This window comes from Vibrio ponticus (genome assembly GCF_009938225.1).
Lineage (GTDB): Bacteria > Pseudomonadota > Gammaproteobacteria > Enterobacterales > Vibrionaceae > Vibrio > Vibrio ponticus.
Genome location: NZ_AP019657.1, coordinates 700,691 through 721,727, shown reverse-complemented (window position 1 = coordinate 721,727; position 21,037 = coordinate 700,691). Strand labels below are relative to the sequence as shown.

General features: G+C 47.0%; 16 protein-coding genes. 11 read left to right on the top strand and 5 right to left on the bottom strand.

Going from position 1 to position 21,037, the window contains the following annotated elements; genetic code table 11:
- Positions 1–243: 243 nt before the first annotated feature.
- The gene (locus tag GZN30_RS03215; RefSeq protein ID WP_075648044.1) at positions 244–2,319 is read left to right on the top strand and encodes a protein-disulfide reductase DsbD family protein; all 2,076 of its coding nucleotides are present in this window, start codon (positions 244–246) and stop codon (positions 2,317–2,319) included.
- Positions 2,316–2,831, top strand: coding sequence for a protein disulfide oxidoreductase (locus GZN30_RS03210; RefSeq protein ID WP_075648017.1), 516 nt, complete (start codon positions 2,316–2,318; stop codon positions 2,829–2,831). The genes GZN30_RS03215 and GZN30_RS03210 overlap by 4 nt, the downstream gene beginning before the upstream one ends.
- A gap of 103 nt (positions 2,832–2,934) precedes the next feature.
- On the opposite strand, the gene aspS is transcribed toward GZN30_RS03210, so the two are convergent.
- A complete protein-coding gene (gene aspS, locus GZN30_RS03205; protein WP_075648018.1) occupies positions 2,935–4,713 on the bottom strand; it encodes an aspartate--tRNA ligase in 1,779 nt (592 codons plus the stop codon).
- Between the two features lie 331 nt (positions 4,714–5,044).
- Between aspS and GZN30_RS03200 the strand changes: the two genes are divergently transcribed.
- The 9 genes from GZN30_RS03200 (at position 5,045) to GZN30_RS03160 (ending at position 13,342) form a co-directional block, all read left to right on the top strand.
- Positions 5,045–5,911, top strand: coding sequence for a DUF72 domain-containing protein (locus GZN30_RS03200; RefSeq protein ID WP_075648019.1), 867 nt, complete (start codon positions 5,045–5,047; stop codon positions 5,909–5,911).
- A gap of 103 nt (positions 5,912–6,014) precedes the next feature.
- Complete coding sequence (gene cmoA / locus GZN30_RS03195) at positions 6,015–6,752, top strand: carboxy-S-adenosyl-L-methionine synthase CmoA (protein ID WP_075648020.1); 738 nt, start codon at positions 6,015–6,017, stop codon at positions 6,750–6,752.
- Between the two features lie 70 nt (positions 6,753–6,822).
- Positions 6,823–7,794 carry a tRNA 5-methoxyuridine(34)/uridine 5-oxyacetic acid(34) synthase CmoB gene (gene cmoB, locus GZN30_RS03190; RefSeq protein ID WP_075648021.1) on the top strand — a complete coding sequence of 324 codons (972 nt, stop codon included), beginning with the start codon at positions 6,823–6,825 and terminating at the stop codon, positions 7,792–7,794.
- Positions 7,795–8,153: 359 nt separating this feature from the next.
- Positions 8,154–8,894 carry an ATP-dependent zinc protease family protein gene (locus tag GZN30_RS03185; RefSeq protein WP_075648045.1) on the top strand — a complete coding sequence of 247 codons (741 nt, stop codon included), beginning with the start codon at positions 8,154–8,156 and terminating at the stop codon, positions 8,892–8,894.
- Between the two features lie 17 nt (positions 8,895–8,911).
- Positions 8,912–10,420: an inactive transglutaminase family protein gene (locus tag GZN30_RS03180; protein WP_075648022.1), complete on the top strand. Its 1,509-nt coding sequence runs from the start codon at positions 8,912–8,914 to the stop codon at positions 10,418–10,420.
- A gap of 3 nt (positions 10,421–10,423) precedes the next feature.
- A complete protein-coding gene (locus tag GZN30_RS03175; protein WP_075648023.1) occupies positions 10,424–11,404 on the top strand; it encodes an alpha-L-glutamate ligase-like protein in 981 nt (326 codons plus the stop codon).
- 194 nt (positions 11,405–11,598) lie between these two features.
- Entirely contained in the window at positions 11,599–12,447 is an 849-nt protein-coding gene (locus GZN30_RS03170; RefSeq protein ID WP_075648024.1) for a DMT family transporter, read from the top strand.
- 128 nt (positions 12,448–12,575) lie between these two features.
- A complete protein-coding gene (locus tag GZN30_RS03165) occupies positions 12,576–13,109 on the top strand; it encodes a DUF2975 domain-containing protein (RefSeq protein ID WP_075648025.1) in 534 nt (177 codons plus the stop codon).
- An 11-nt stretch (positions 13,110–13,120) separates the two neighbouring features.
- Positions 13,121–13,342, top strand: a complete 222-nt coding sequence (locus GZN30_RS03160) for a helix-turn-helix domain-containing protein (protein ID WP_075648026.1) — start codon at positions 13,121–13,123, stop codon at positions 13,340–13,342.
- Between the two features lie 55 nt (positions 13,343–13,397).
- Here GZN30_RS03160 and mukB read toward each other — a convergent pair whose 3' ends face one another.
- Genes mukB through cmoM form a run of 4 tightly spaced genes read right to left on the bottom strand, consistent with a single transcriptional unit; the run spans position 13,398 to position 20,713 of the window.
- Positions 13,398–17,855 carry a chromosome partition protein MukB gene (gene mukB, locus GZN30_RS03155; protein ID WP_075648027.1) on the bottom strand — a complete coding sequence of 1,486 codons (4,458 nt, stop codon included), beginning with the start codon at positions 17,853–17,855 and terminating at the stop codon, positions 13,398–13,400.
- Positions 17,852–18,601 (bottom strand): chromosome partition protein MukE, encoded by a 750-nt coding sequence (gene mukE / locus GZN30_RS03150; RefSeq protein WP_075648028.1) that lies wholly within the window; start codon positions 18,599–18,601, stop codon positions 17,852–17,854. Before mukE ends, mukB begins: the two co-directional genes overlap by 4 nt.
- Positions 18,582–19,919 carry a chromosome partition protein MukF gene (gene mukF / locus GZN30_RS03145; RefSeq protein ID WP_075648029.1) on the bottom strand — a complete coding sequence of 446 codons (1,338 nt, stop codon included), beginning with the start codon at positions 19,917–19,919 and terminating at the stop codon, positions 18,582–18,584. Before mukF ends, mukE begins: the two co-directional genes overlap by 20 nt.
- A gap of 2 nt (positions 19,920–19,921) precedes the next feature.
- The gene (cmoM, locus tag GZN30_RS03140) at positions 19,922–20,713 is read right to left on the bottom strand and encodes a tRNA uridine 5-oxyacetic acid(34) methyltransferase CmoM (RefSeq protein WP_139312182.1); all 792 of its coding nucleotides are present in this window, start codon (positions 20,711–20,713) and stop codon (positions 19,922–19,924) included.
- Positions 20,714–21,037: the final 324 nt, after the last annotated feature.

Sequence of the window (21,037 nt, the reverse complement as noted above, 5' to 3'; positions counted from 1 at the left end):
CGGTAAGATTAAGTAAAGTTTCTCTGGTGCCCAAACGGCGATTGCATCTCACTCAGTGTGTTTTTCGCGAATGATCTTGGTTTATCACTAAGTCAGCGCCCATCGTCGCGTCGACTTGTTGAACGTATTTCTATCACGCCCACATCGTGGGTAAATGAACCAAAATCAACTGAATAAATGGAGCAACAAGTGTTGCCATCGCTGAATAAAATTAAACGCTCACTAAACCGCCCAAGCTTAGTGATGCTTACTCTCTCTATCGCGCTACTATTTAGCGCACTGTCATCCTCGTTTGCCTATGCACAAACGACTGGTTGGATAACGGATGCCAAGCATCCTCCGGTCAAATTACGTCTGCTTTTAACCGGGGAACAGCAACCTCAGTTAAAACAAGTGCAAGCCGTATTAGATGTGCGCCTTGAAGGTGAATGGAAAACCTATTGGCGTAGCCCTGGCGAAGCCGGTATCGCCCCTGAATTAAACTGGTCAGATTCTACCAATATTGCAGCCGTTGAATGGCATTGGCCAATCCCCCACTATTTTGAACAGCTGGGAATCATGACCTTAGGCTATAAGCATCAAGTCAGCTTTCCGCTTACTCTGACGCTCGACAATGCCAATCAAGCAGCCAGACTTAAAGGCAATCTAAGACTGCCTTCCTGTACCGATATCTGTGTGATCACCGATTATCCTATCGATCTTAGCGTTGATCCAACGGCGCTGACACTCGATTCGGACGCGATGTTTTTGTTCAATCAGGGGATGAGCCAGAGCCCGAAAGCCAACCCTGATGTTAGCGTAACAGCCACCTATTGGAACGCAGAGCAGCAGCAGTTTATCGTGCAACTCAATAACCAACGACCATGGCAGACACCGCAAGTCTTGGTTGATGGCAAACAAGTTGAAAGAGAGTTTTTCGCCAAGCCAAAGCTTATCATCGACAACGATAAGGGACTCGACAGCCACCAGCTCACCGCTGTATTTGATGTGACCAACTGGAAAGGCGATGTGGATTTAACAGGCAAATCTGTCGCGGTCACGATTTCAGATCACACCTTCGCCACTGAGCATCAAGCCAGTGTCGGCACTTTACCGATTCAATATCGCCAAACTGGCTTAGTCACTATGCTCGGCTTTGCACTACTGGGTGGCTTGCTGCTCAACATTATGCCTTGTGTGCTGCCAGTGTTAGGTCTCAAGCTCAATACCATTGCGTTGCAACAGCAAGCATCGACAAGCCATATTCGCACCTCTTTTATCGCCTCTGCTCTAGGCATCATCAGCTCTTTTGCGCTGATTGCAGGCGTACTGAGTTTGCTAAAACTTGGCGGTGAAAGCATCGGTTGGGGCATTCAATTCCAGAGCGTAGAGTTTCTGCTATTAATGCTGATTGTCACTCTGTTATTCGCGCTTAACCTACTTGGTTTGTTTGAATTTAAACTCCCGGCAGGTTTAAACACTTGGATGGCAAGCCGAGGTGATAGCAGCCATCTGGGGCACTTTATTCAAGGTATGTTCGCTACTCTACTCGCGACGCCTTGTAGCGCGCCTTTCTTAGGCACTGCAGTCGCTTATGCGCTCGGCGCAAGTTATCTCGAATTATGGATTATCTTTATCGCTCTTGGCGTTGGAATGAGCTTGCCTTGGCTGCTGTTCGCTATCGCTCCAAGTTTAATGAGATTGATGCCTAAGCCTGGGCTTTGGATGAACCGCATCAAACTGCTATTTGGCTTTATGATGCTCGCTACGTCGATTTGGTTAGTCAGCCTGCTTATGCCGTTTTTTGGTAAGTTTGCGGTGCTGATGATTGGTAGCATTATCTTGATCGTCACGGTGATCTGGTTGGGTCGTGTTCACGGTCGAAAACTGCTGATTCCGTTGATCGCTTCATTGACCCTTTTCGCCGGTGGCAGCTTAGTAGTTGGCAGCCTAACAGCGGGAAACTGGGCGACACCTGTGGTCGATGATTTGCCTTGGCAAAGACTGCAAGCAGACAAAATTGACTCACTCACTCGCCAAGGTAAAACCGTGTTTGTCGAAGTGACTGCAGATTGGTGTATTACCTGTAAAGCCAATAAGATTGGCGTGGTGCTGCAAGACCCGGTTTATACCGCACTGCAACAACCTAACATGGTGTTGATGCTGGGTGATTGGACAACGCCAAACCCTAGCGTGACCGAATATTTGCAAAGTCATGGTCGTTACGGCGTGCCATTCAATATTGTTTATGGTCCAAGAGCGCCTCAAGGTATTCCTCTGCCCGTGATTTTGTCGGAAAAACAGGTAATGGATGCAATTAGCAGAGCGAGTCAACCATGAGTAAGACTAAGAATAAATCCGGTTGGAAATATTGGTTAAGAGAGCTCGGCTTTGCCTTCGTGATCATCGCGGGCGCATCTTATGCAATGGACTTTTATCACAGTAGTTCCGCCCCTAAAGGTAAAGCACCTGAGATCCAAGCGATGGATATTGAGGGCAACCCAGTTGATGTGAATGCACTCAGTAAACAAGGCGAGCCAGTGATTGTCTATTTCTGGGCGACTTGGTGCGGCGCGTGTAAGTGGGTTAGCCCAACTGTGGATTGGTTTGCCAACGATCATCAAGTGGTGACAGTGGCGCTTTCGTCCGGCGACGATGAGCGAATCCAGTCGTACCTAGATGCGAAGCAACACCAGTTTACGGTAATCAATGATGTTGAGCAGCCCGTAAGTCAAGCTTGGGGCATTAGCGTTACGCCAACCATTGCGGTGATTAAAGATGGTGAGATCAAGTACCTCACTGCCGGTATCACGACACCATGGGGACTGTGGTTAAGGATGTTGTTCGCTTAACTGCGCTGTTTCAATCGCGATATGCTTCAATTGCAAAGTTTGCAGGTATAAAAAAAGCCACTTCATCGGAAGTGGCTTTTTACTATCTGATTAGCAGGGTTAATTACTCTGCTGCTTTCTCTTTCGCTACTGTAACCGCAATTGCTAGCTCTTCAAGAGCTGCTGGGTTAGCAAGGCTTGGTGCGTCTGTTAGTAGACACGCAGCAGCTGTTGTTTTAGGGAATGCGATAACGTCACGAATATTATCAGTACCACAAAGCAGCATTACTAGACGGTCTAGACCGAAAGCAAGACCTGCGTGTGGAGGTGTACCGAATTTCAGTGCGTCTAGTAGGAAGCCAAACTTCAGTTTTTGCTCATCTGCATCGATACCTAAGATATCAAATACTGCTGCTTGCATTTCTGCGTTGTGGATACGTACTGAACCACCGCCCACTTCGTAGCCGTTGATAACCATGTCGTATGCGTTTGAGTTAGCTGATGCTGGGTTCGCTTTCAACTCTTCAGCAGTTAGACCTAGCGGCGATGTGAATGGGTGGTGCATCGCGTGTAGGTTACCTTCGTCGTCTTCTTCAAACATTGGGAAGTCAACAACCCATAGCGGTTTCCAAGCTGACTTATCAGTTAGCTCAAGGTCAGTACCTAGTTTAAGACGTAGTGCACCCATCGCTTCTGTTACAACGCGTTTGCTGTCTGCACCAAATAGGATGATGTCACCAGTTTCCGCTTGAGTGCGATCAAGTAGTTGTGCCACAACTTCTTCATTTAGGAACTTAGCTACTGGAGATTGTACGCCTTCAAAGCCTGCTGCACGGTCGTTTACTTTCATCCATGCTAGACCCTTCGCACCGTAAATACCTACGAAGTTAGTGTATTCGTCGATTTGCTTACGAGATAGCGCAGCGCCACCTGGTACACGAATCACTGCCACACGACCTTTCTCGTCATTAGCAGGACCAGAGAATACTTTGAAGTCGACATCTTTTAGGATATCTGCAACGTCAACAAGCTCAAGAGGGTTACGTAGATCTGGCTTATCAGAACCAAAACGGCGTGCCGCTTCTTCAAATGACATTACTGGGAACTGACCTAGATCAACGTTCAGTAGCTCTTGCCACATTTGACGAATCATCTCTTCCGTTTTTTCACGTACTTGATCAGCCGTCATGAATGACGTTTCGATATCGATCTGAGTGAATTCTGGTTGACGATCAGCACGTAGGTCTTCGTCACGGAAACACTTAACGATTTGGTAGTAACGGTCAAAACCAGACATCATTAGTAGCTGTTTGAATAGCTGTGGTGATTGAGGTAGCGCGTAGAAGCTGCCTTTGTGTACACGGCTTGGTACTAGGTAGTCACGTGCACCTTCTGGCGTCGCTTTAGTCAGTACTGGCGTTTCGATGTCTAGGAAGCCGTTGTCATCTAGGAAACGACGTACGAAGCTTGATGCTTTAGCGCGTAGTTTGATGCGGTCGCTCATTTCTGGACGACGTAGGTCTAGGTAACGGTACTTTAGACGTTGCTCTTCAGAGTTCTTTTGGTTGAAGTCTAGTGGTAGAACGTCGCTGCGGTTGATGATTTCAAGACCTGTTGCCAGAATCTCTACTTCACCTGTCGCCATGCCAGCATTTACTTGGCTTTCTGGACGTGCGCGAACTTCACCGGTTAGTTTGATACAGAATTCATTACGTAGTTGCTCTGCTACTTTGTAAGCATCAGCCATATCTGGATCGACAACTACCTGAACAACGCCTTCACGATCTCGCATATCGATAAAAATCAGACCGCCTAAATCACGACGACGGTTAACCCAGCCGCATAGTTCTACAGTTTGTCCTGCAAGGGACTTGTTCAGGTGACCACAGTAATGGGTACGCATAATGAAATTCCCAATCTCTCAAATAATGTTAATACTGTCCGCTGGGCACGATATTGCCAACGGACCAAAGTTCCATTTATACGCTGAAAGCCAGATAAAATCGACCATTCAGCATACAATTTATTGCGATTTACTCTCTATTGATGCTTTTTAAACCAGCAAAAGGGCAAAACCACATCAATAGCAAAAATTGGCAGAGATTATATACCCAACTTACCTCAAGATGCTAGGTTCAGCGAGTGCAGTGAGCACGACTAATTGGCACCAACGGTTGTCTCGGATCGCTATGCTCAGGTAAAGTCTCTTTATAAGGAATTACGTAGCTATCATTATGACATCATTACCTTTGCGTCTCGGCTTAACGATGTGGTCGCATAATCAATGGCAACAGAGCTTTTATGGCAGTGGCACCAAGCCAGCTGAAAGGCTAGAAAAGTACGCCAGTGTGTTTCATACCGTAGAGGGCAACACCACCTTTTACGCCACGCCAAACCTGACCACGGTACGTAACTGGCACGCGGCGACGCATGATGATTTTAAATTCACCTTCAAGCTACCTAAAGCGATTACCCACCAGCAAATGCTCAAAGGCTCTCAAGCTCAGCTGAAAGATTTCATGCAGATTATGGCGCCGCTGCACGAACGTATTGGGCAATGGACAATTCAATTGCCGGCGGCTTTTACCCCAGCCGATTTGCCGACATTACAAAAGTTCTGTGCGCTGTTTCCGCCTAATTTTCCTCTTGGTGTTGAAGTGCGCCATCTGGGCTATTTTGCCAAAAATGATGATGAAAAACGTTTCAACCATTGGTTAATCGAAGCTGGCATTGATCGCATCATTATGGACAGCCGCCCTGTGTTTGCTGCCGAACCCATTAACGAAGTGATCATCGATGCTCAGCAAAAGAAACCGCGCGTACCTGTGCATGCAATCGCAACGGCTCATCACCCGATGATTCGCTTTATTGGTCATCCTGAACTGGACGCTAATCTGGACTTTTTTAAGCCATGGTTGAGCAAACTGCCGCAATGGATAGCCGACGGAAAACAGCCCTATCTCATGATTCATACCCCAGACAATGTATTGGCTCCTGAATTGGCGCTTAAGCTCTATCAGAAGCTGGCTCAGCAGGTTGCACTGCCAGAGCTTGCGCCCTTCCCTGCCAACGATGGTCAGTCACAAATCAGTATGTTTTAACCACTACTGACGATTGGCTTGATGCAAAACATGACATGGACGCGAATTTTTCATAAAATACGCGCCCTTTTAATGCTGACTGTAAGTAGCAAGAGATAAATCTATGAACCCAAAGAGCAACCCAGATACCATTTTTTCGGCGCCAATCGACAAAATTGGTGACTTCACGTTTGATGAGCGTGTCGCGGAAGTCTTCCCTGATATGATTCAGCGCTCTGTACCGGGCTATAGCAATATTATCTCAGCTATCGGCATGTTGGCAGAACGCTTTGTAAAACCACACAGCAATATTTACGACCTTGGTTGTTCATTGGGTGCGGCTACGCTGTCGATGCGCCGTCACATTCAGCAAGAAGGTTGTCAAATCATCGCAGTTGATAACTCTTCGGCAATGGTTGAGCGCTGTAAACTGCACGTCAATGCTTACCGCAGTGACACGCCAGTAGAGGTGGTGGAAGCGGACATTCGCGATATCGAGATCGTTGATGCTTCGGTTGTGGTACTGAACTTCACCCTGCAGTTCCTGTCACCTGCGGATCGTTACGCTCTGCTGGAAAAGATCTACGCAGGTCTGCGCCCGGGCGGTATTTTGATCTTGTCAGAAAAGTACGTGTTTGAAGATGCCGTTTCTAATGAGCTGTTGATTGATCTGCACCACGACTTTAAACGCGCTAACGGTTACAGCGAACTTGAAATCAGCCAAAAACGCAGCGCAATTGAAAACGTGATGCGTCCGGATTCAAAGAAAGAGCACAAAGAGCGCTTCGCCCAAATCGGCTTTAGCAGTTATGACGTGTGGTTCCAATGCTTTAACTTTGGTTCAATGTTCGCGATTAAGTAGCGAGAAGCGAGAAGTGTCTAGCTGCCAGTACTTTATGTCAATTTTTTAACCTATTACTCTGTGAAAAACTATGTTTAATTTTGCCAATTTCTACCAACTTATCGCCCAAGATACGCGTCTGCAGCCATGGCTAAATGTATTGCCACAGCAACTGACCGACTGGCAAAACGCAGAGCACGGTGACTTTGATCGCTGGCTACGTGCGCTAAATAAAATTCCTGCTGGCACGCCAGATAACATCGATATCAAAGAGTCAGTAACGATCACAAACAACGAGCCAATGCACACCGGTGAGTTGAAAAAACTTGAGAACTTACTGCGCACCTTCCACCCATGGCGCAAAGGTCCTTACCACGTACATGGTATCCACATTGACACCGAATGGCGCAGTGACTGGAAATGGGATCGCGTATTGCCACACATCACTCCGCTGAAAAATCGCAGTGTACTTGATGTGGGTTGTGGTAACGGCTACCACATGTGGCGCATGTTAGGTGAAGGCGCACGCCTTACTGTGGGGATTGACCCATCGCACCTATTCCTGATCCAGTTTGAAGCGATTCGTAAAATGATGGGCGACGATCAACGCGCTCATCTATTACCACTTGGTATTGAACAGCTACCAAAACTCGAGGCGTTTGACACCGTGTTTAGCATGGGTGTGCTTTACCACCGTCGTTCACCACTGGATCACCTTATCCAACTAAAAGATCAGCTAGTTTCTGGCGGTGAATTGGTGCTTGAGACGCTAGTGATTGAAGGTGACGAGACTTCTGTACTTGTGCCGGTCGATCGCTACGCGCAAATGCGTAACGTTTACTTCTTCCCTTCAGCCAAAGCGCTAAAAGTTTGGCTGGAGCAAGTTGGCTTTGTCGACGTGCGTATTGTTGATGAAAATGTCACATCAACCGATGAACAACGCACCACCGACTGGATGACACACAACTCACTACCAGATTACTTAGATCAAAACGACCCAAGTAAAACGGTTGAAGGTCACCCAGCACCACGTCGCGCTGTATTGGTTGCGACTAAGCCATAGTACCAACAAATAAATCCTGGCGACTATTATCAATAATTGACATGGATTTAACTCAAATTGACTGCTCTATCAGTAACCTAACGAGGATGCATATTGCATCCTCGTTTTTTATTTGGCGAAAGTTAAAGTTGTGGTCACCGGTTTATTGACAAATCGGCTCTAGATCACATTTTATTCCTTTGCAGATATAGACTTAGGTTATTCCTTCTTCACTCAACACAACTTTTTTAAGTTCTTCTATGAGGTTTTGTGCACCTTAGTCTAAAATTAAAAACGTTAATTAACTCATACCATTATCAATGGGTGCTTCGCGATAACCACCTGTTGTAATGAAACAAAAAGAAAACGTAGGCATTTTAATGTTCATCCGATTAACACCTGTAGTAGCGCTTACTCTGTTATCTGGCTGTACCCTTACTAACAGCACACAAAATCATCAAGAGACTTTAGCCGCGATTCAAGCGGTTGAAACGAACCTTAACGCACAAATCTCAACCCTTGGCACTCAAGTTGATGCTCAATCTGAGTACATCACCAGCCTAGAGAAAAAAATCCAGCATCTGCAAGATAAAACCATCGACATGCAAACCGTGACGTTGGCAAAAATTGTTGAGCAAGAGAAAAAAGTGGTTGCCCCTGTTGTCATCCCGCCAGCGCCACAACCTGTTGCGCATGGCGTAGTTCTCGGCGCGATTGAGAAAGTGACGATTGATTCTATCAAGCAAACTTTCGATGCTCGTGTGGATACTGGTGCAGCAACCTCATCGCTGAATGCTGTTGATGTCGAAGAGTTCGAACGCAACGGTAAAAAGTGGGTTCGCTTCCATTTATCAGATGAAAATACCCCGTCTGATGACAGCAACTGGATTGAAGCGCCGATCGTCAAGTTTGTGAAAATCCGTCAATCAACCAATACTGAAGTAGAACGCCGCGCAGTGGTCGAACTTTGGGTTCAAGTTGGTAAAATTCATGAAAAAGCGCAGTTTACCCTGGCAGACCGCTCTCAAATGAGCCACCCTGTGCTGTTAGGTCGTGAATTTATTCAAGATATCGCGGTGGTAGACGTAAGCAAAAAGTACGTTCAGTCTGAACAAGAATAAAACCAATAAGGCTTGCTATGACTTCTAAGGTCCCTTTATACATATTCGTCGCGCTGCTTATCGGCGTGGGTGCTGCCCTAAGTATTTTCCGTCATGAAAGCTACGGTGTGCCTTGGACACCGGGTGAAACTCGTCAGGTCTGGGATATTGAGGCTCGAGTACAATTCGATGCGGAAGGTAAACCAGTCAAAGCGTCACTGGCAGTGCCTGATACACAAACTGGTTTTACTAAAATCAGTGAAAACTCATCTTCTGCGGGTTACGGTGTTGCCTATGCCAGTAACGAGCAAGGTCGCCGCGCCGAGTGGTCTATTCGCCAAGCAACGGGGCCTCAGACCATCTACTACAAGGCGCAATTCCTAGTCGACCCACAAGCGAAGGTAACACCTATTCCGCCGTCTGATGAAATCATCGCTCCCACTTTTGATGGTCCAACGGAAGCGGCAGTAGTTGCCCTTACTGAGCGTGCGAGCAAACGCTCAGCGGATGACATTACCTTTACTCGTGAGATTATTAAGCAGCTAAACGACAACGACAGTCAAAATGCCGCACTAATCCTAAACGGCATGTCCCGTGTACAAGCGGTTGATAAAATTCTGGCTTACAACAAAATCCCAAGCAAAATTGCTGGGGTGATTGAGTTAGAAGATGGTCGCCGTCGTCAAACGATCCAGCAAATGAACCAAGTTTGGGATGGTAAGCAGTGGCAACTGTTCAACCCAAGAACCGCTGATCAAGCGATCTCACCAAACATTCTGGTGTGGGATGAATCAAACATCTCACTGCTTGACCTAATGGGCGGTCAAAATAGCCAAGTGCATTTCTCAATGCTGGCGCAGGAAATTTCACCACAGCAAGCGACCCGAGACAAAGTAGAAGCGGACGCGCTACTTAACCTCTCAATTCACAGCTTACCGCTGGAAGAGCAAGCGATGTTTAAAACCATCATGCTGATCCCTATCGGTGCTCTGATCGTGGTATTCCTACGCGTCATTATCGGTCTGAAGACTTCTGGTACCTTTATGCCGGTACTGATTGCTGTTGCCTTTGTGCAAACGCAGTTGCTCACTGGTATTGTAGGCTTCTTGCTGATTGTCGGTACGGGTCTGGTGATCCGCAGCTATTTGTCGCGACTGAACCTATTGCTTGTTGCCCGTATCTCCGCGGTGATTATTACGGTAATTATGATTATCTCCGTATTTACCGTGGTGGCATTTAAGATCGGTTTGACTGAAGGTCTGTCGATTACCTTCTTCCCGATGATCATCTTGTCATGGACAATTGAACGTATGTCGATTCTATGGGAAGAAGAAGGTCCGAAAGAAGTAGTTATGCAAGGTGGCGGCTCACTGATGACTTCGGTTTTGGTTTACCTAGCCATGACCAACGAATATGTGCAGCACCTGACCTTTAACTTTATTGGTCTTCAGCTGATTGTACTGGCATGTATTCTACTGCTGGGTACTTACACTGGTTACCGTTTGACTGAGCTTCGTCGCTTTAAGCCATTAGTTGATGGGGAGTAAGCCATGTTTCTATCTCGACTTAGAGAGCGTTACACCTCCCCTTTTAAGCTAAAGCATAAGGGTATTATGGGCATGAACCAACGTAACCACAGTTACATTGGTCGCTACAATGATCGCTCAAAATACCCTTTAGTGGATGACAAGCTTAAAACCAAAATCATCGCCGAAGCGGCTGGGGCAACCGTACCAAAACTGATTGGTGTGATCGCCAACCAAGCGGATGTGCCAAAGATCCATGATATGGTCAAAGATTGGCCGGGCTTTGTAATTAAGCCTGCCCAAGGCAGTGGGGGTAAAGGTATCCTAGTGATCACCTCTCACAAGGATGGTACTTACACCAAGCCTTCAGGCTCAAGCATCAACAAAGAAGATGTTGAACGCCACATCAGTAACGCGTTAGCAGGGCTATTTTCACTCGGCGGTAAAAACGACGTTGCGGTGGTCGAGAACCTAATTAAATTCGATGACTGTTTCGATGGTTTTAGTTACGAAGGCGTGCCAGATGTGCGCATCATCGTATTTAAAGGCTACCCTGTAATGGCGATGATGCGTTGTTCTACCGCAGCGTCTGATGGTAAGGCAAACTTGCACCAAGGTGCGGTGGGTGTTGGGCTTGATATCGCTACAGGTAGAGCGATTCGCGCGGTGCAATTTGACCGCCCGATTAGCCATCACCCAGATACGGGTAAAGACCTGATGACCTTACAGGTACCACATTGGGAAAAACTGTTGGTGCTTGCCTCTAGTGCGTGGGAAATGACCGGGCTCGGTTACATGGGTACCGACATGGTACTCGATAAAGAAGAAGGTCCGATGGTACTAGAGCTCAATGCTCGACCTGGTTTAGCGATTCAAATTGCCAATGGCGCTGGTCTATTGCCACGCTTGCGTCATATTGAAAGTTTGGGTACCCCGGGGCGCTATCCTACACCTGAAGAGCGCGTTGCCTACTCGGCTAAACAATTTGGCTCTCATAGCGAGTAACTCAAGCATTGTGATAACAAGCTGCCAGATGGCAGCTTTTTTATTGTCGAGCATTTTTATCAACGCGTAATTCACGCACTCTCTTGGGTTTATCACTCGACTCAATTAAGAATAAGTAATAATCCTATCAACTAATTAACGCAAATTATTACTGCTACACTCCAGCATACCCACATAAACGATCTGGACAGCGAATGTCTCACTTGCCCATCATTGCACTAACCATGCTCGCCTTTGCTGCAAACTCAATCTTATGCCGGCTTGCTTTAGCCGAAGGGTTAATTGATCCTGCCAGCTTTACCTTATTGCGTTTATGGTCAGGAGCCATCACGCTGGCGCTTATCATGGCATGGAAAAATCATTGGCGGCTCGATTACCACACCGTGTCGTTGCGTTTTACTCTTTATGCGGGGCTCAGCTTATTTATTTATGCTGCGCTGTTCTCTTTTGCTTATCTTGAGCTGACCGCGGGTAGCGGTGCACTGCTTCTGTTTGGCGCAGTCCAATTGTCTTTATTGCTACTGCATTGGTGCCAGGGGCAAAGGTTTAATCGTTTTGAGATACTAGGGATGACAATTTCACTAGTGGGATTTATCTGCTTAATGTTGCCATCTGCCAGCCAACCCGACTTACTTTCTGCCCTACTGATGGTTGGTGCTGGTGTTGCTTGGGCGATGTTTACCGCATTAGGTAAACAAACCCCAACCGCAACAATTGGCACTACCTGGGGATTTATTGCCGCCGCTTTTATTAGTTTACTTTTACTGCCAATGACTCAAATCGATAGTGCCAATTTCACCGGGCTCGCCCTCGCAATTTTGTCCGGCACAGTGACATCCGCATTAGGTTATCTACTGTGGTATCACGTGATGTCAAAGATAAGCTTACTGCAAGCCGCCGTTAGCCAACTCTCTGTGCCAGCAATCGCTTTAGTGTTAGGGGCGTTGCTACTCAATGAACCGCTAACATTACGTGATAGCTTAATAAGCTGCGCAATCCTCGGTGGTATTGCGTTGGTGTTTATCAAGAAAACCTATCACTGACGCATAAGCTCAATATTTAAAAACAGTAAAAACTTATCGTTTTACGATAATTAATTATTGATCTACATTTCACTCGCGCATATTATCTAACCATCAACGATAGATAGCTGAAAATCTGGAGATCAACAATGAACAACCTCGATGGAATACGTACACTTAGTCAACGCCTACTCATCTGCTTATGGATGGTGCTGATAATAAACCCTCTTTTTAACGCTTTTCTTTGGTTTAACACGGCGTTTTCAGATGGGAGCGGTGATTTCATTATGCCACTCGCTCACGACATTGATTTACCGATGACAACAGGATCAGCATTAGTCGGATTCTTGGTGACCAATCTTGCGGTGATCGTTTCATCATTGATGATATGGCAATTAATCAAGTTGTTCCGCTTATACCGAGAAGGACAAATTTTCACCGTAGACAACGTCACTTGCTACAAACAACTTGGCAATTACCTAATACTATTCGTTGTTGTCAGTATTTTTGATGGTCTACTGATGGGTCCGGCGTTAAGTTTTCAACAAGAGGAAATGGACTTTTATTTTGAAATTTCTGACGGAGACTTAATGCTACTGGGCACAGCTGTTATCATTCGTCTTATTGCCAAAGTAATGAGTGAAGCTAAAGGGTTACACGAAGAGCAAGCTCTAACCATTTAGCAGGAATTTCTATGCCTATTGTTATTAATATTGATGTGATGCTCGCCAAAAGAAAAATGCGCTCTAATGAGCTTGCGGCAAAGATTGGCATCACCGAACAAAACTTGTCTGTGCTAAAAAATGGCAGAGCCAAAGCGGTCAAACTCGCGACGTTAGACAGTATTTGCAAACATTTGCAGTGTCAGCCCGGTGACATTTTAGAGTTCGTACCCGACTCAGCAGAAAGTGAATGATAGAAAAAAGGCTACCCGAGGGTAGCCTTTGATTTATCTAATTCGCGAGACGCTATTATAGCTCTTCGATCAACTCTTGAACTTCACTCTTAGGTTTGTCTGTTTGACCAAAGCCGCGCAGACCCACAACGTGTACATGTTCGTGGTCTTTAAATACCTTACGAACCAGTTTGTACGTGGTACCTTTCTCTGGGCTGATGTTCTCTGGCGCCGCGATAAGAAGCTGCATATCCAGACGGTCACAAAGTTCGAACAGTGTCGAGATTGACTTACCATCCAGACGAGCCGCCTCATCCAAGAACAGTAGACGACAAGGTACAATGTCTTTACTGCGTAGACGACGTGACTCTTCTTCCCAGCTTTGTACCACCATCAATAGAATTGACTGACCAGTACCGATCGCCTCACCAGTTGATAGAGCGCCCGATTCCGCTTGTAGCCAGCCATCAGAACCACGGTTTACTTCTACGCTTAGCTCTAGGTAGTTACGGTAATCCAGTAGCTCTTCACCCAGAACTTGCGGTGAACGTTGACCCATATCGATATGTGGGTTCACACGTTGGAACAGCTTCGCCATCGCTTCAGAGAAGGTGTAACGCGTCGTTTCAAACAAGTCTTTATGTTGTTCTTGCTGCGCCGCTAGACCGTTAAGTAGCACTTCGTGACTTTCGCGGATCTTCACGTTTAGACGCACGCCTTTCACCTGACCGAATGAGATGTTCGACAAGCCTTGGTTTAGCATACGAATGCGGTTTTGCTCGCGCTGAATCGTCTTCTTGATGATGCTTGCTACCGAATCTGAGCTGATCGCTAGACGGTTTTCACGTTGCGTTAGCTCTTCAGTTAGACGCGCTAGCTCCACTTCCATCTCTTCGATAGCTTCAACCGGATCATCGGTACGGATGATATCTTGGCGAATACGCTCACGTAGGTGTTGGTAAACAGCAATGTAGAACAGAACCTTACGCTCTGGATGCGCGGTATCTTCCGATAGGCGCAGTGAATCACGTAGGTCGTCATTGTCTGCCACAGCAAGACGCAATGCACCCAGTGATTTATCCGACATTGAACGCAGTTCAGCCGCTGACATGTAAGCCAGTTCACGCTTGTGTAGTCGACGCTCAACGTCGTTTTCACGCGCAAGACGCAATACTGAGCACCAGCCTGCTTTTGCTGCCACGACGAAAGTACGTAGCTCTGCATAATCTTTCTGAACTTTCTTCATGCGCTTAGCCAGCGCTTTCATTTCAAGCTCAGTAGAGGTGATGGTACGCTCGTACTCGCTCTTACGGCTACGTGAGGTGTGTAGGCGCTCATTAAGCTCGTCACGACGACGTTGTGCACGCTCTGCTGCACCTTCGTCAGCGGTTACGCCGTACTCTTGCAGCTCTTGTTTAAATTCTTGAACCGTTTCCAGTTTCGCTTGGTGTGAACTCTTCAATGATGCCAATACTTGGTTGTATTGGTTCATTTGGTTTTGCAGCTGTTTTAGCTCATTACGGCTACGAGTACGAAGCTGTTCCGCTTGGACCAATTTCGCTTTTAGCTGTTCACTAAGCTCACTGCTCTTACTCAAAAGATCCACTGAGTCAGAGTAAGCAAAGTAGTGGCGACGCTCTACCAGATCAGACAAGGCAAAAATCTGGGTTTTCAGCGTTTGTAGCTGTTGGTCAGCCGCTTGGTATTCCGCTTCTAGCGCTTCAAATTGCTCAGGGTCAGCATCAAGCGCACCAACCACTTTCTCTAGTGAGTCTAATGCTTTGGCGTGTTGCGTTAGGAACGCTTTCGCTTGAGAAACTTGTGCTAGTTTCTCTTCAATTTCAGCAAAACGCGCTTCTAGCGTGTCATCTTCGATAAAGCGCATGGTTGGCGCAAGTTTATCAAGTAGTGAAATAGCCTGTTTGCTACCCAGTAGCTGGGCACGTTGCTGCTGCTCTTTGCCATCTAGCTCGGTAAGCAGACGAACAAATTGGTTACGCTTATCACGTACTTTTTGCAGTGCTTGTTCAGGGTCCGCTTCGAACGCCACTTGAATGTGTTTAGCAACAAAGTTGTTGAACGCTTGGTATAAGCGCTGGAGTTTTTGTGAATCGAATGCCGCTTTCGCGTGCTCTTCTACCACTTCTTCGCGCTCGCTGCGTAGCAACTCCAAACGTTGCTCGCGTGCTGCGCGACCAAACAATGGAATTTCCGGCAAACGTGAATAACGCATTTGGCGATCGTTCAAACGAACGCACACCGCGCCTTCTAGCTCTTCTGCATTGAATGAGCTGTCATCAAAGGCATCAATATCACCTTCGATGATGTACAAATCTTCTGGACAGTCATCCAGCTCAACCAGCTTCTCTTCGATGCCAGAAAGATCAGAGACCACGATCGCGTGACGTGCTGGACCGTACATTGCACTGAAGTATGGCGCGTCATCAATCGTGATGTCGTCGTAAATTTCAGATAGCAGTACACCGCCTAGTGTGTCAGCCAAACCTTTTAAGCGTGAGTCATTTGAGCCACCTGGCGAGGCGAGGCGTTCGATTTCGCCGTCAAGGAACGTACGACGTTCAGCCAGCTTGTCTTTAGCAATCGATTGTTGCTTCTCTTGCTCAAGCACTAGCTGCATTTGGCTCATAACCGCTTGGCTATCAACCAGCTCTGCCCCACTTTGCTCACGCAAGCTTTCTAGTGCATCGTTCGCAGCAATCCAAGTTGGCGCAATGCCTTCAAGCTTAGCAATTTCTGCGGCTGCATCTTGCTCTAAACGACGCTGTTCACTGCGCTGCTCGCGCAGTTCTTCTTGCGCGTACTCAAGTGATTCGATCTGCGCACTGTGACGCTCACGCTCTTGTTCAAAGCTTAATTCATCAGCTAATTCAACATGGTGCTGCTTTTGGTACTCTTGCACCAATTCACGCGCTTGACGCTGCTGGTTTAAGCTACGCTCAAGGTCACGGTGCTGCGCGCGCCATTGTGGCTCGTTGTCATTCAGTTGCTTCGCTTCACGACCTTGCGCAAGCGCACTTTTCGCTTGCCCAGCGGCTTGGCTGCGTTCAACCGTACCAACGATGCTCGTCACCAATTGTAACGCGGTCTCAAACTGCTGCGCTGCCGCCGATGACATGTCTAGCTTATGCTTTAGAGCAAGCAGTGTGGTGGTGCTGTCGGCTTCACGCTGCTTGAGTTCTGCCACCAATGCTTGCGCCGATTCCGCGGTTAGAGCGTCATTGCTTAGCAGTTGCTTCGCTTTATCTAACGCTTGAACCGCTTGTTGATATTGCAGTGCACGAGTTTGCTGCATATCCAACGCTTGTTGGTAATCAGCAAGCTGAGTTTTTAGGCTATCAACTTCTTCTTCTGCAACCGTCGATTGCTCTTCAGCCATCAGAACGCGCTCTTGCGCTTCTTCCACTACCATCAACTGCTCTTCTAGACGCTCGCTTAGCTGCTCTAGATCTTCTTGGTAGCGTTCGATCTTCTCTTGTTGGCGCAGTGCGTTTTGCACTAACTGCAAGTGGTCAGATGCTGCTTGGTAGTCTTGCTCAAGTGCCGCTTCACTTTCCACCAGCATTTCCAGCTCTTCGTGAACGCGGTTTAGCAGTGAGTTTTGCTCAATCAGGCTTTGACGAGAGCCAAACAGTTCGCCACGCAGAGTCATGGTTTGCTCAAGCTTGTTACGACGATCGTTGGCGTGACGCATGTAGTCAGCCGCCACGTAGTTGGTCGACTCAGTGATCAAGTGTTTGAATAGATCACGGTCCGCCTGAGTAGTTTTAATCGCTTCAAGCGTCATGCGGTTTTCACGCAACGCCGATTCCATATCTTGGAACGCTTTTTTAACCCCGCCATTTTGTGGCAGTAGGTAGTCACGCAGTGAGCGTGTAATTGCACTCGAGATACCACCGTAAAGCGATGCTTCGATCAAACGGTAGAATTTTGAACGATCTGAAGAGTTACGTAACTTCTTAGGGATCACGCCAAATTCAAACATTTGCGCGTGGTAATCCACCACAGAAGAGAACGCTTTAAATTGCACGCCTTCGTACTGAGCAATGCTCTCTTTGACTTCGTTAATTTGGCGTACACGTGCTTGAGTCTCTGATACGCTTTCGATCAGCACGTCCGTTGGTTTAACGTGGCTTGGCAGACCTTGAATAACGAAAGGTTTGATGTCAACTTTCTTATCACGACCCGCCACTTGCTGCAGTTTTACCGCAAACAGTAGGCGTTGGTTGCGCGAGTTGACTACGTCTAATGCGGCGTAACACGCACCTGGCTGCAGTTTACCATACAGACCTTTATCGCGAGACGACTGGCTACTGCCCGCCTCTGTGGTGTTACGGAAGTGCAGTAGTGTTTGGTCAGGAATAAGCGCTGTGATAAACGCCGCCATGGTGGTCGACTTACCTGCACCGTTACCACCAGATAGTGTGGTGACTAGACCATCGATATCAAAAGTACGTGCAAAGAAGCCGTTCCAGTTGATCATGGTCAGCGATTGATATTTACCGCGTTGAATCATGCTTCGCCCTCAATGTCTTGGTGCACGTGTTGATCGTGATCAGCGTCTTGGTGATCGATGTCTTGCTGCTCATCATCCATTAGCAGGCTGCCTTGGCTTGGCTCTTTGGTATGCACTACCGCTTCACCATCACGGATCAGGCGTAGTTGTGCTTCACGCATGTCGTCACCAACACGCACGTCTGCACCAAAGCGGAATACCGCTTCGCTAATACGGAATTTACCGGTTTCACCGATATTGATGATCATGCCAAGACGACGCAGGCGACGTAGCGAGGTACGAACTTTCTCGAACAGTTTTTCTTTATCCAGATCTGAACCCGTTGCGCGGTTAGTCACCAGCTTCATTAGCTTGGTTTCGTCGGTCAACTGAACCAGTTCTTCATACAGTTCTTGGTTGGTAAAAATACCTTCGTGAGCCAAACGCTCAGGGCTTAAGTAAAGGAAACACAACACCTTACCCACCAGCATATCAAGCTCAGATAGCACGCTGCGGCTAATCAATGAGGTTGAACGTGGACGTAGGTAGAAAAAGCCTTCAGGTGCTTTGACCAATTCAGTGTTGTAACGCTGGTAAAACAGCGCCAATTCGGTTTCGAAATCCGCCAATAGTGCATGGTTGTCCAAATCTTCACTTGAGATGTGGCGACCCGCACGCAACATGCTATCCAGTGCTGGAAACAGCGGATTAGAAATTGCTTTTGCCAGATTCTCTGACATGTATTCGTTAGTATCTGTCGATGACATTTGCTTGTACCTTTGCACCAAATTCGTTGATCGCTTGCCAGTCTGGCTGAATCGCTTGGTAATCCGCTTCGGAGTAACCAAGTCTTACTGCTTGATCGACGACAATTCGTGCTAAATCAAAGTGATGAGTTCTTGGGTGTGCGGCTAAGTAGTCACGCAACACCGCCCCAAGATCGATTGGCATGCCCTGATCTTTATGAGCTCTAAGCATCTCGCCAATGCGCTCGGAAAGCTCATCATTGACTTGTTGAAACTCTTCGTATTCCACTTCCATTGGCACTTGACCCGTGACCTCGTCATCACGCAGCACTAGGGCTTCATCACGTAGGTCAACCAAGCGCTCTGCATCGGCATAAGTTAAGTACCAAGGCATCTCGAAGTAGTCTTTCAGTGATTGACGCAGACGCGTACTGAAAGCACGGTTCTTATCCATATCAATTGCGGTACGGATAAATTTGTGCACGTGTCGGTCGTAACCAATCCATAGGTCAATCGCTTGTTGACCCCAACTGGTGATACGGTCCAGCTTCATCTGCAAGCCAAACAGCGTCTCTTCGATAAACTCCAACTCGTCATCACCATAGACAATTTCTTGAATATCGAGAATTTGAGTTTGCAGTTCATCACCTGCCGCTTGCAGCGTATCTTGCAGCTCACGTAGGGTGGTCGAGGTTTCAGACAACAGCGATTCACAGTTATTGATCGCTTCGCGCCAATCTTTATTCAGCAGTTCAGCAATTTGCAGTTTTACCGACTGCTGCTGCTCATCCATCACACGTTGGTTAAGATCGATCTGATCGAAGATCTCGCCTACTGAATATTTCAATACGCCGTAAACGTTTTTCTTCCAGTGACCTGGTGTGCCACCTTTTTGCGCCGCTTCAATCGCTTTTGCCATCTCATCTGCCACCATGGACAGCTGAATCGAAAGCTTAAGCTTTGAGAACTCACGGTGACGAACGTAGTAATCGGTAATACCAATGGCTAGGGGTGATAGACGGTAAATACTCATGCCATCGGTAATTTCACTGGTAAAGCGGCTAATAAGGCGCTGCTTAACCATTTCGTTGATGGCGTTGTTGGCACGAAATGCCGACGCCTCACCGGTATCTTCAAATAATCGAGTGACGATCGTGAACGCATCATGGAGTTCACCTTCACCCAATTCTTCATCAAACCTTTCATTACTTAACACTGCAATGGCGATAAGAAAAGCCAACCTTTCGCTTGTTAGGTTCAATGAGAAATCGTGCTGCTTGACCCAACCTACCAGTTCATCGATAGGTTGATCGGCAACATTGAGAGTCATCTCACTCATTGTTATTCCTGTTTATCTTTCTTTTGTGCCCATACATGTATGTATCGACCTAATGAGAGGTATGGCTCTTGTCGACAAAGTTTCTCTTCAAGTGCCAGTACATCTTCAAATTGGTAATCGCCCATGTTCATTCGGTTGCCAATGTAGTCACTGAAACAACGAATGCCGGATTTACCGCAGATTTCAAACCCTGCGTCTTCAATCCACTGATACACATCTTGTGGCACTAAGCCTTTTTGTGGTTGCAGTTTAAAGCGCTTGCGATGAGGCATCCCTTCTAACACATGAGGAAGGTTGCCACAAACAACATTCTTGTAAACCAAGCCATGGTGGTTATAGAACATAATGGAAGCAATGCCGCCAGGCTTCACTTGATCCAATACTGTTTCTAGGGCGGATTTTGGATCCACCAACCACTCCATCACTGCGTGAAACATCACTAAGTCCACTGGTGCGGGCATATGCTGCGCAATATCCTGCACGGGAGAATGAATCAGGCGATAATTATCTAGCAAGCCATTCGATTCAATGTCCTGCTTCGCTAACTGAAGCATTTCAGAAGATAGATCACATAGCGCCACTTGGTGTCCGAGTTTGGCTATTTTTTGTGACATTTGTGCCAGACCACCACCTGCGTCTAAGACTTGCAGGCGTTGTTGGTCACTCTGTAGCATGGCGAGAGCTTGTGCAAGATCTTGCCAAACAATTACTTGGCGGATCTCACCTTTGTCGGAACCATAAATATTTTTTGCAAATTTGTGGGCAATATCGTCGAAATTGCGGTCTTCAGTCACAGCGGCTTGGGTTATCATGTTAAAGGTCTGCTGACCTTTTGTGGTAAATTTTGTTCGAGCAAAAAACGTTTTAGTCGCGACGAGAGGTTGGTAGCCTAGCATTCTAAGCACAACACTCTGACCAGAGCGAAAATGTTCTTTAGTCGAACCCATCATGCAGTGTTTGTCGCTCCCTTCTCTTTGTGCGGTTGAGTCAAAACCAGTAGTGAAACTACCGGTCAACGCCAACGCATACTCAAAAAAGAGTGGAAAGAAGCCAACAACAACTGTAAAAAATCATCTCAAAAGGTCAATAGACCCTTCGCGACGCTATTCTGTCACAAG

Excerpts from the sequence above, each read along its gene's own strand:
- cmoA (WP_075648020.1), top strand. The coding sequence starts at position 6,015 with ATGAACCCAAAGAGCAACCCAGATACCATTTTTTCGGCGCCAATCGAC.
- GZN30_RS03185 (WP_075648045.1), top strand. The coding sequence starts at position 8,154 with ATGTTCATCCGATTAACACCTGTAGTAGCGCTTACTCTGTTATCTGGC.
- GZN30_RS03175 (WP_075648023.1), top strand. The coding sequence starts at position 10,424 with ATGTTTCTATCTCGACTTAGAGAGCGTTACACCTCCCCTTTTAAGCTA.
- GZN30_RS03215 (WP_075648044.1), top strand. The coding sequence starts at position 244 with ATGCTTACTCTCTCTATCGCGCTACTATTTAGCGCACTGTCATCCTCG.
- GZN30_RS03160 (WP_075648026.1), top strand. The coding sequence starts at position 13,121 with ATGCCTATTGTTATTAATATTGATGTGATGCTCGCCAAAAGAAAAATG.
- mukB (WP_075648027.1), bottom strand. The coding sequence starts at position 17,855 with ATGATTCAACGCGGTAAATATCAATCGCTGACCATGATCAACTGGAAC.
- aspS (WP_075648018.1), bottom strand. The coding sequence starts at position 4,713 with ATGCGTACCCATTACTGTGGTCACCTGAACAAGTCCCTTGCAGGACAA.
- mukF (WP_075648029.1), bottom strand. The coding sequence starts at position 19,919 with ATGAGTGAGATGACTCTCAATGTTGCCGATCAACCTATCGATGAACTG.
- cmoB (WP_075648021.1), top strand. The coding sequence starts at position 6,823 with ATGTTTAATTTTGCCAATTTCTACCAACTTATCGCCCAAGATACGCGT.
- GZN30_RS03170 (WP_075648024.1), top strand. The coding sequence starts at position 11,599 with ATGTCTCACTTGCCCATCATTGCACTAACCATGCTCGCCTTTGCTGCA.
- GZN30_RS03165 (WP_075648025.1), top strand. The coding sequence starts at position 12,576 with ATGAACAACCTCGATGGAATACGTACACTTAGTCAACGCCTACTCATC.
- GZN30_RS03200 (WP_075648019.1), top strand. The coding sequence starts at position 5,045 with ATGACATCATTACCTTTGCGTCTCGGCTTAACGATGTGGTCGCATAAT.
- GZN30_RS03180 (WP_075648022.1), top strand. The coding sequence starts at position 8,912 with ATGACTTCTAAGGTCCCTTTATACATATTCGTCGCGCTGCTTATCGGC.
- GZN30_RS03210 (WP_075648017.1), top strand. The coding sequence starts at position 2,316 with ATGAGTAAGACTAAGAATAAATCCGGTTGGAAATATTGGTTAAGAGAG.
- mukE (WP_075648028.1), bottom strand. The coding sequence starts at position 18,601 with ATGTCATCGACAGATACTAACGAATACATGTCAGAGAATCTGGCAAAA.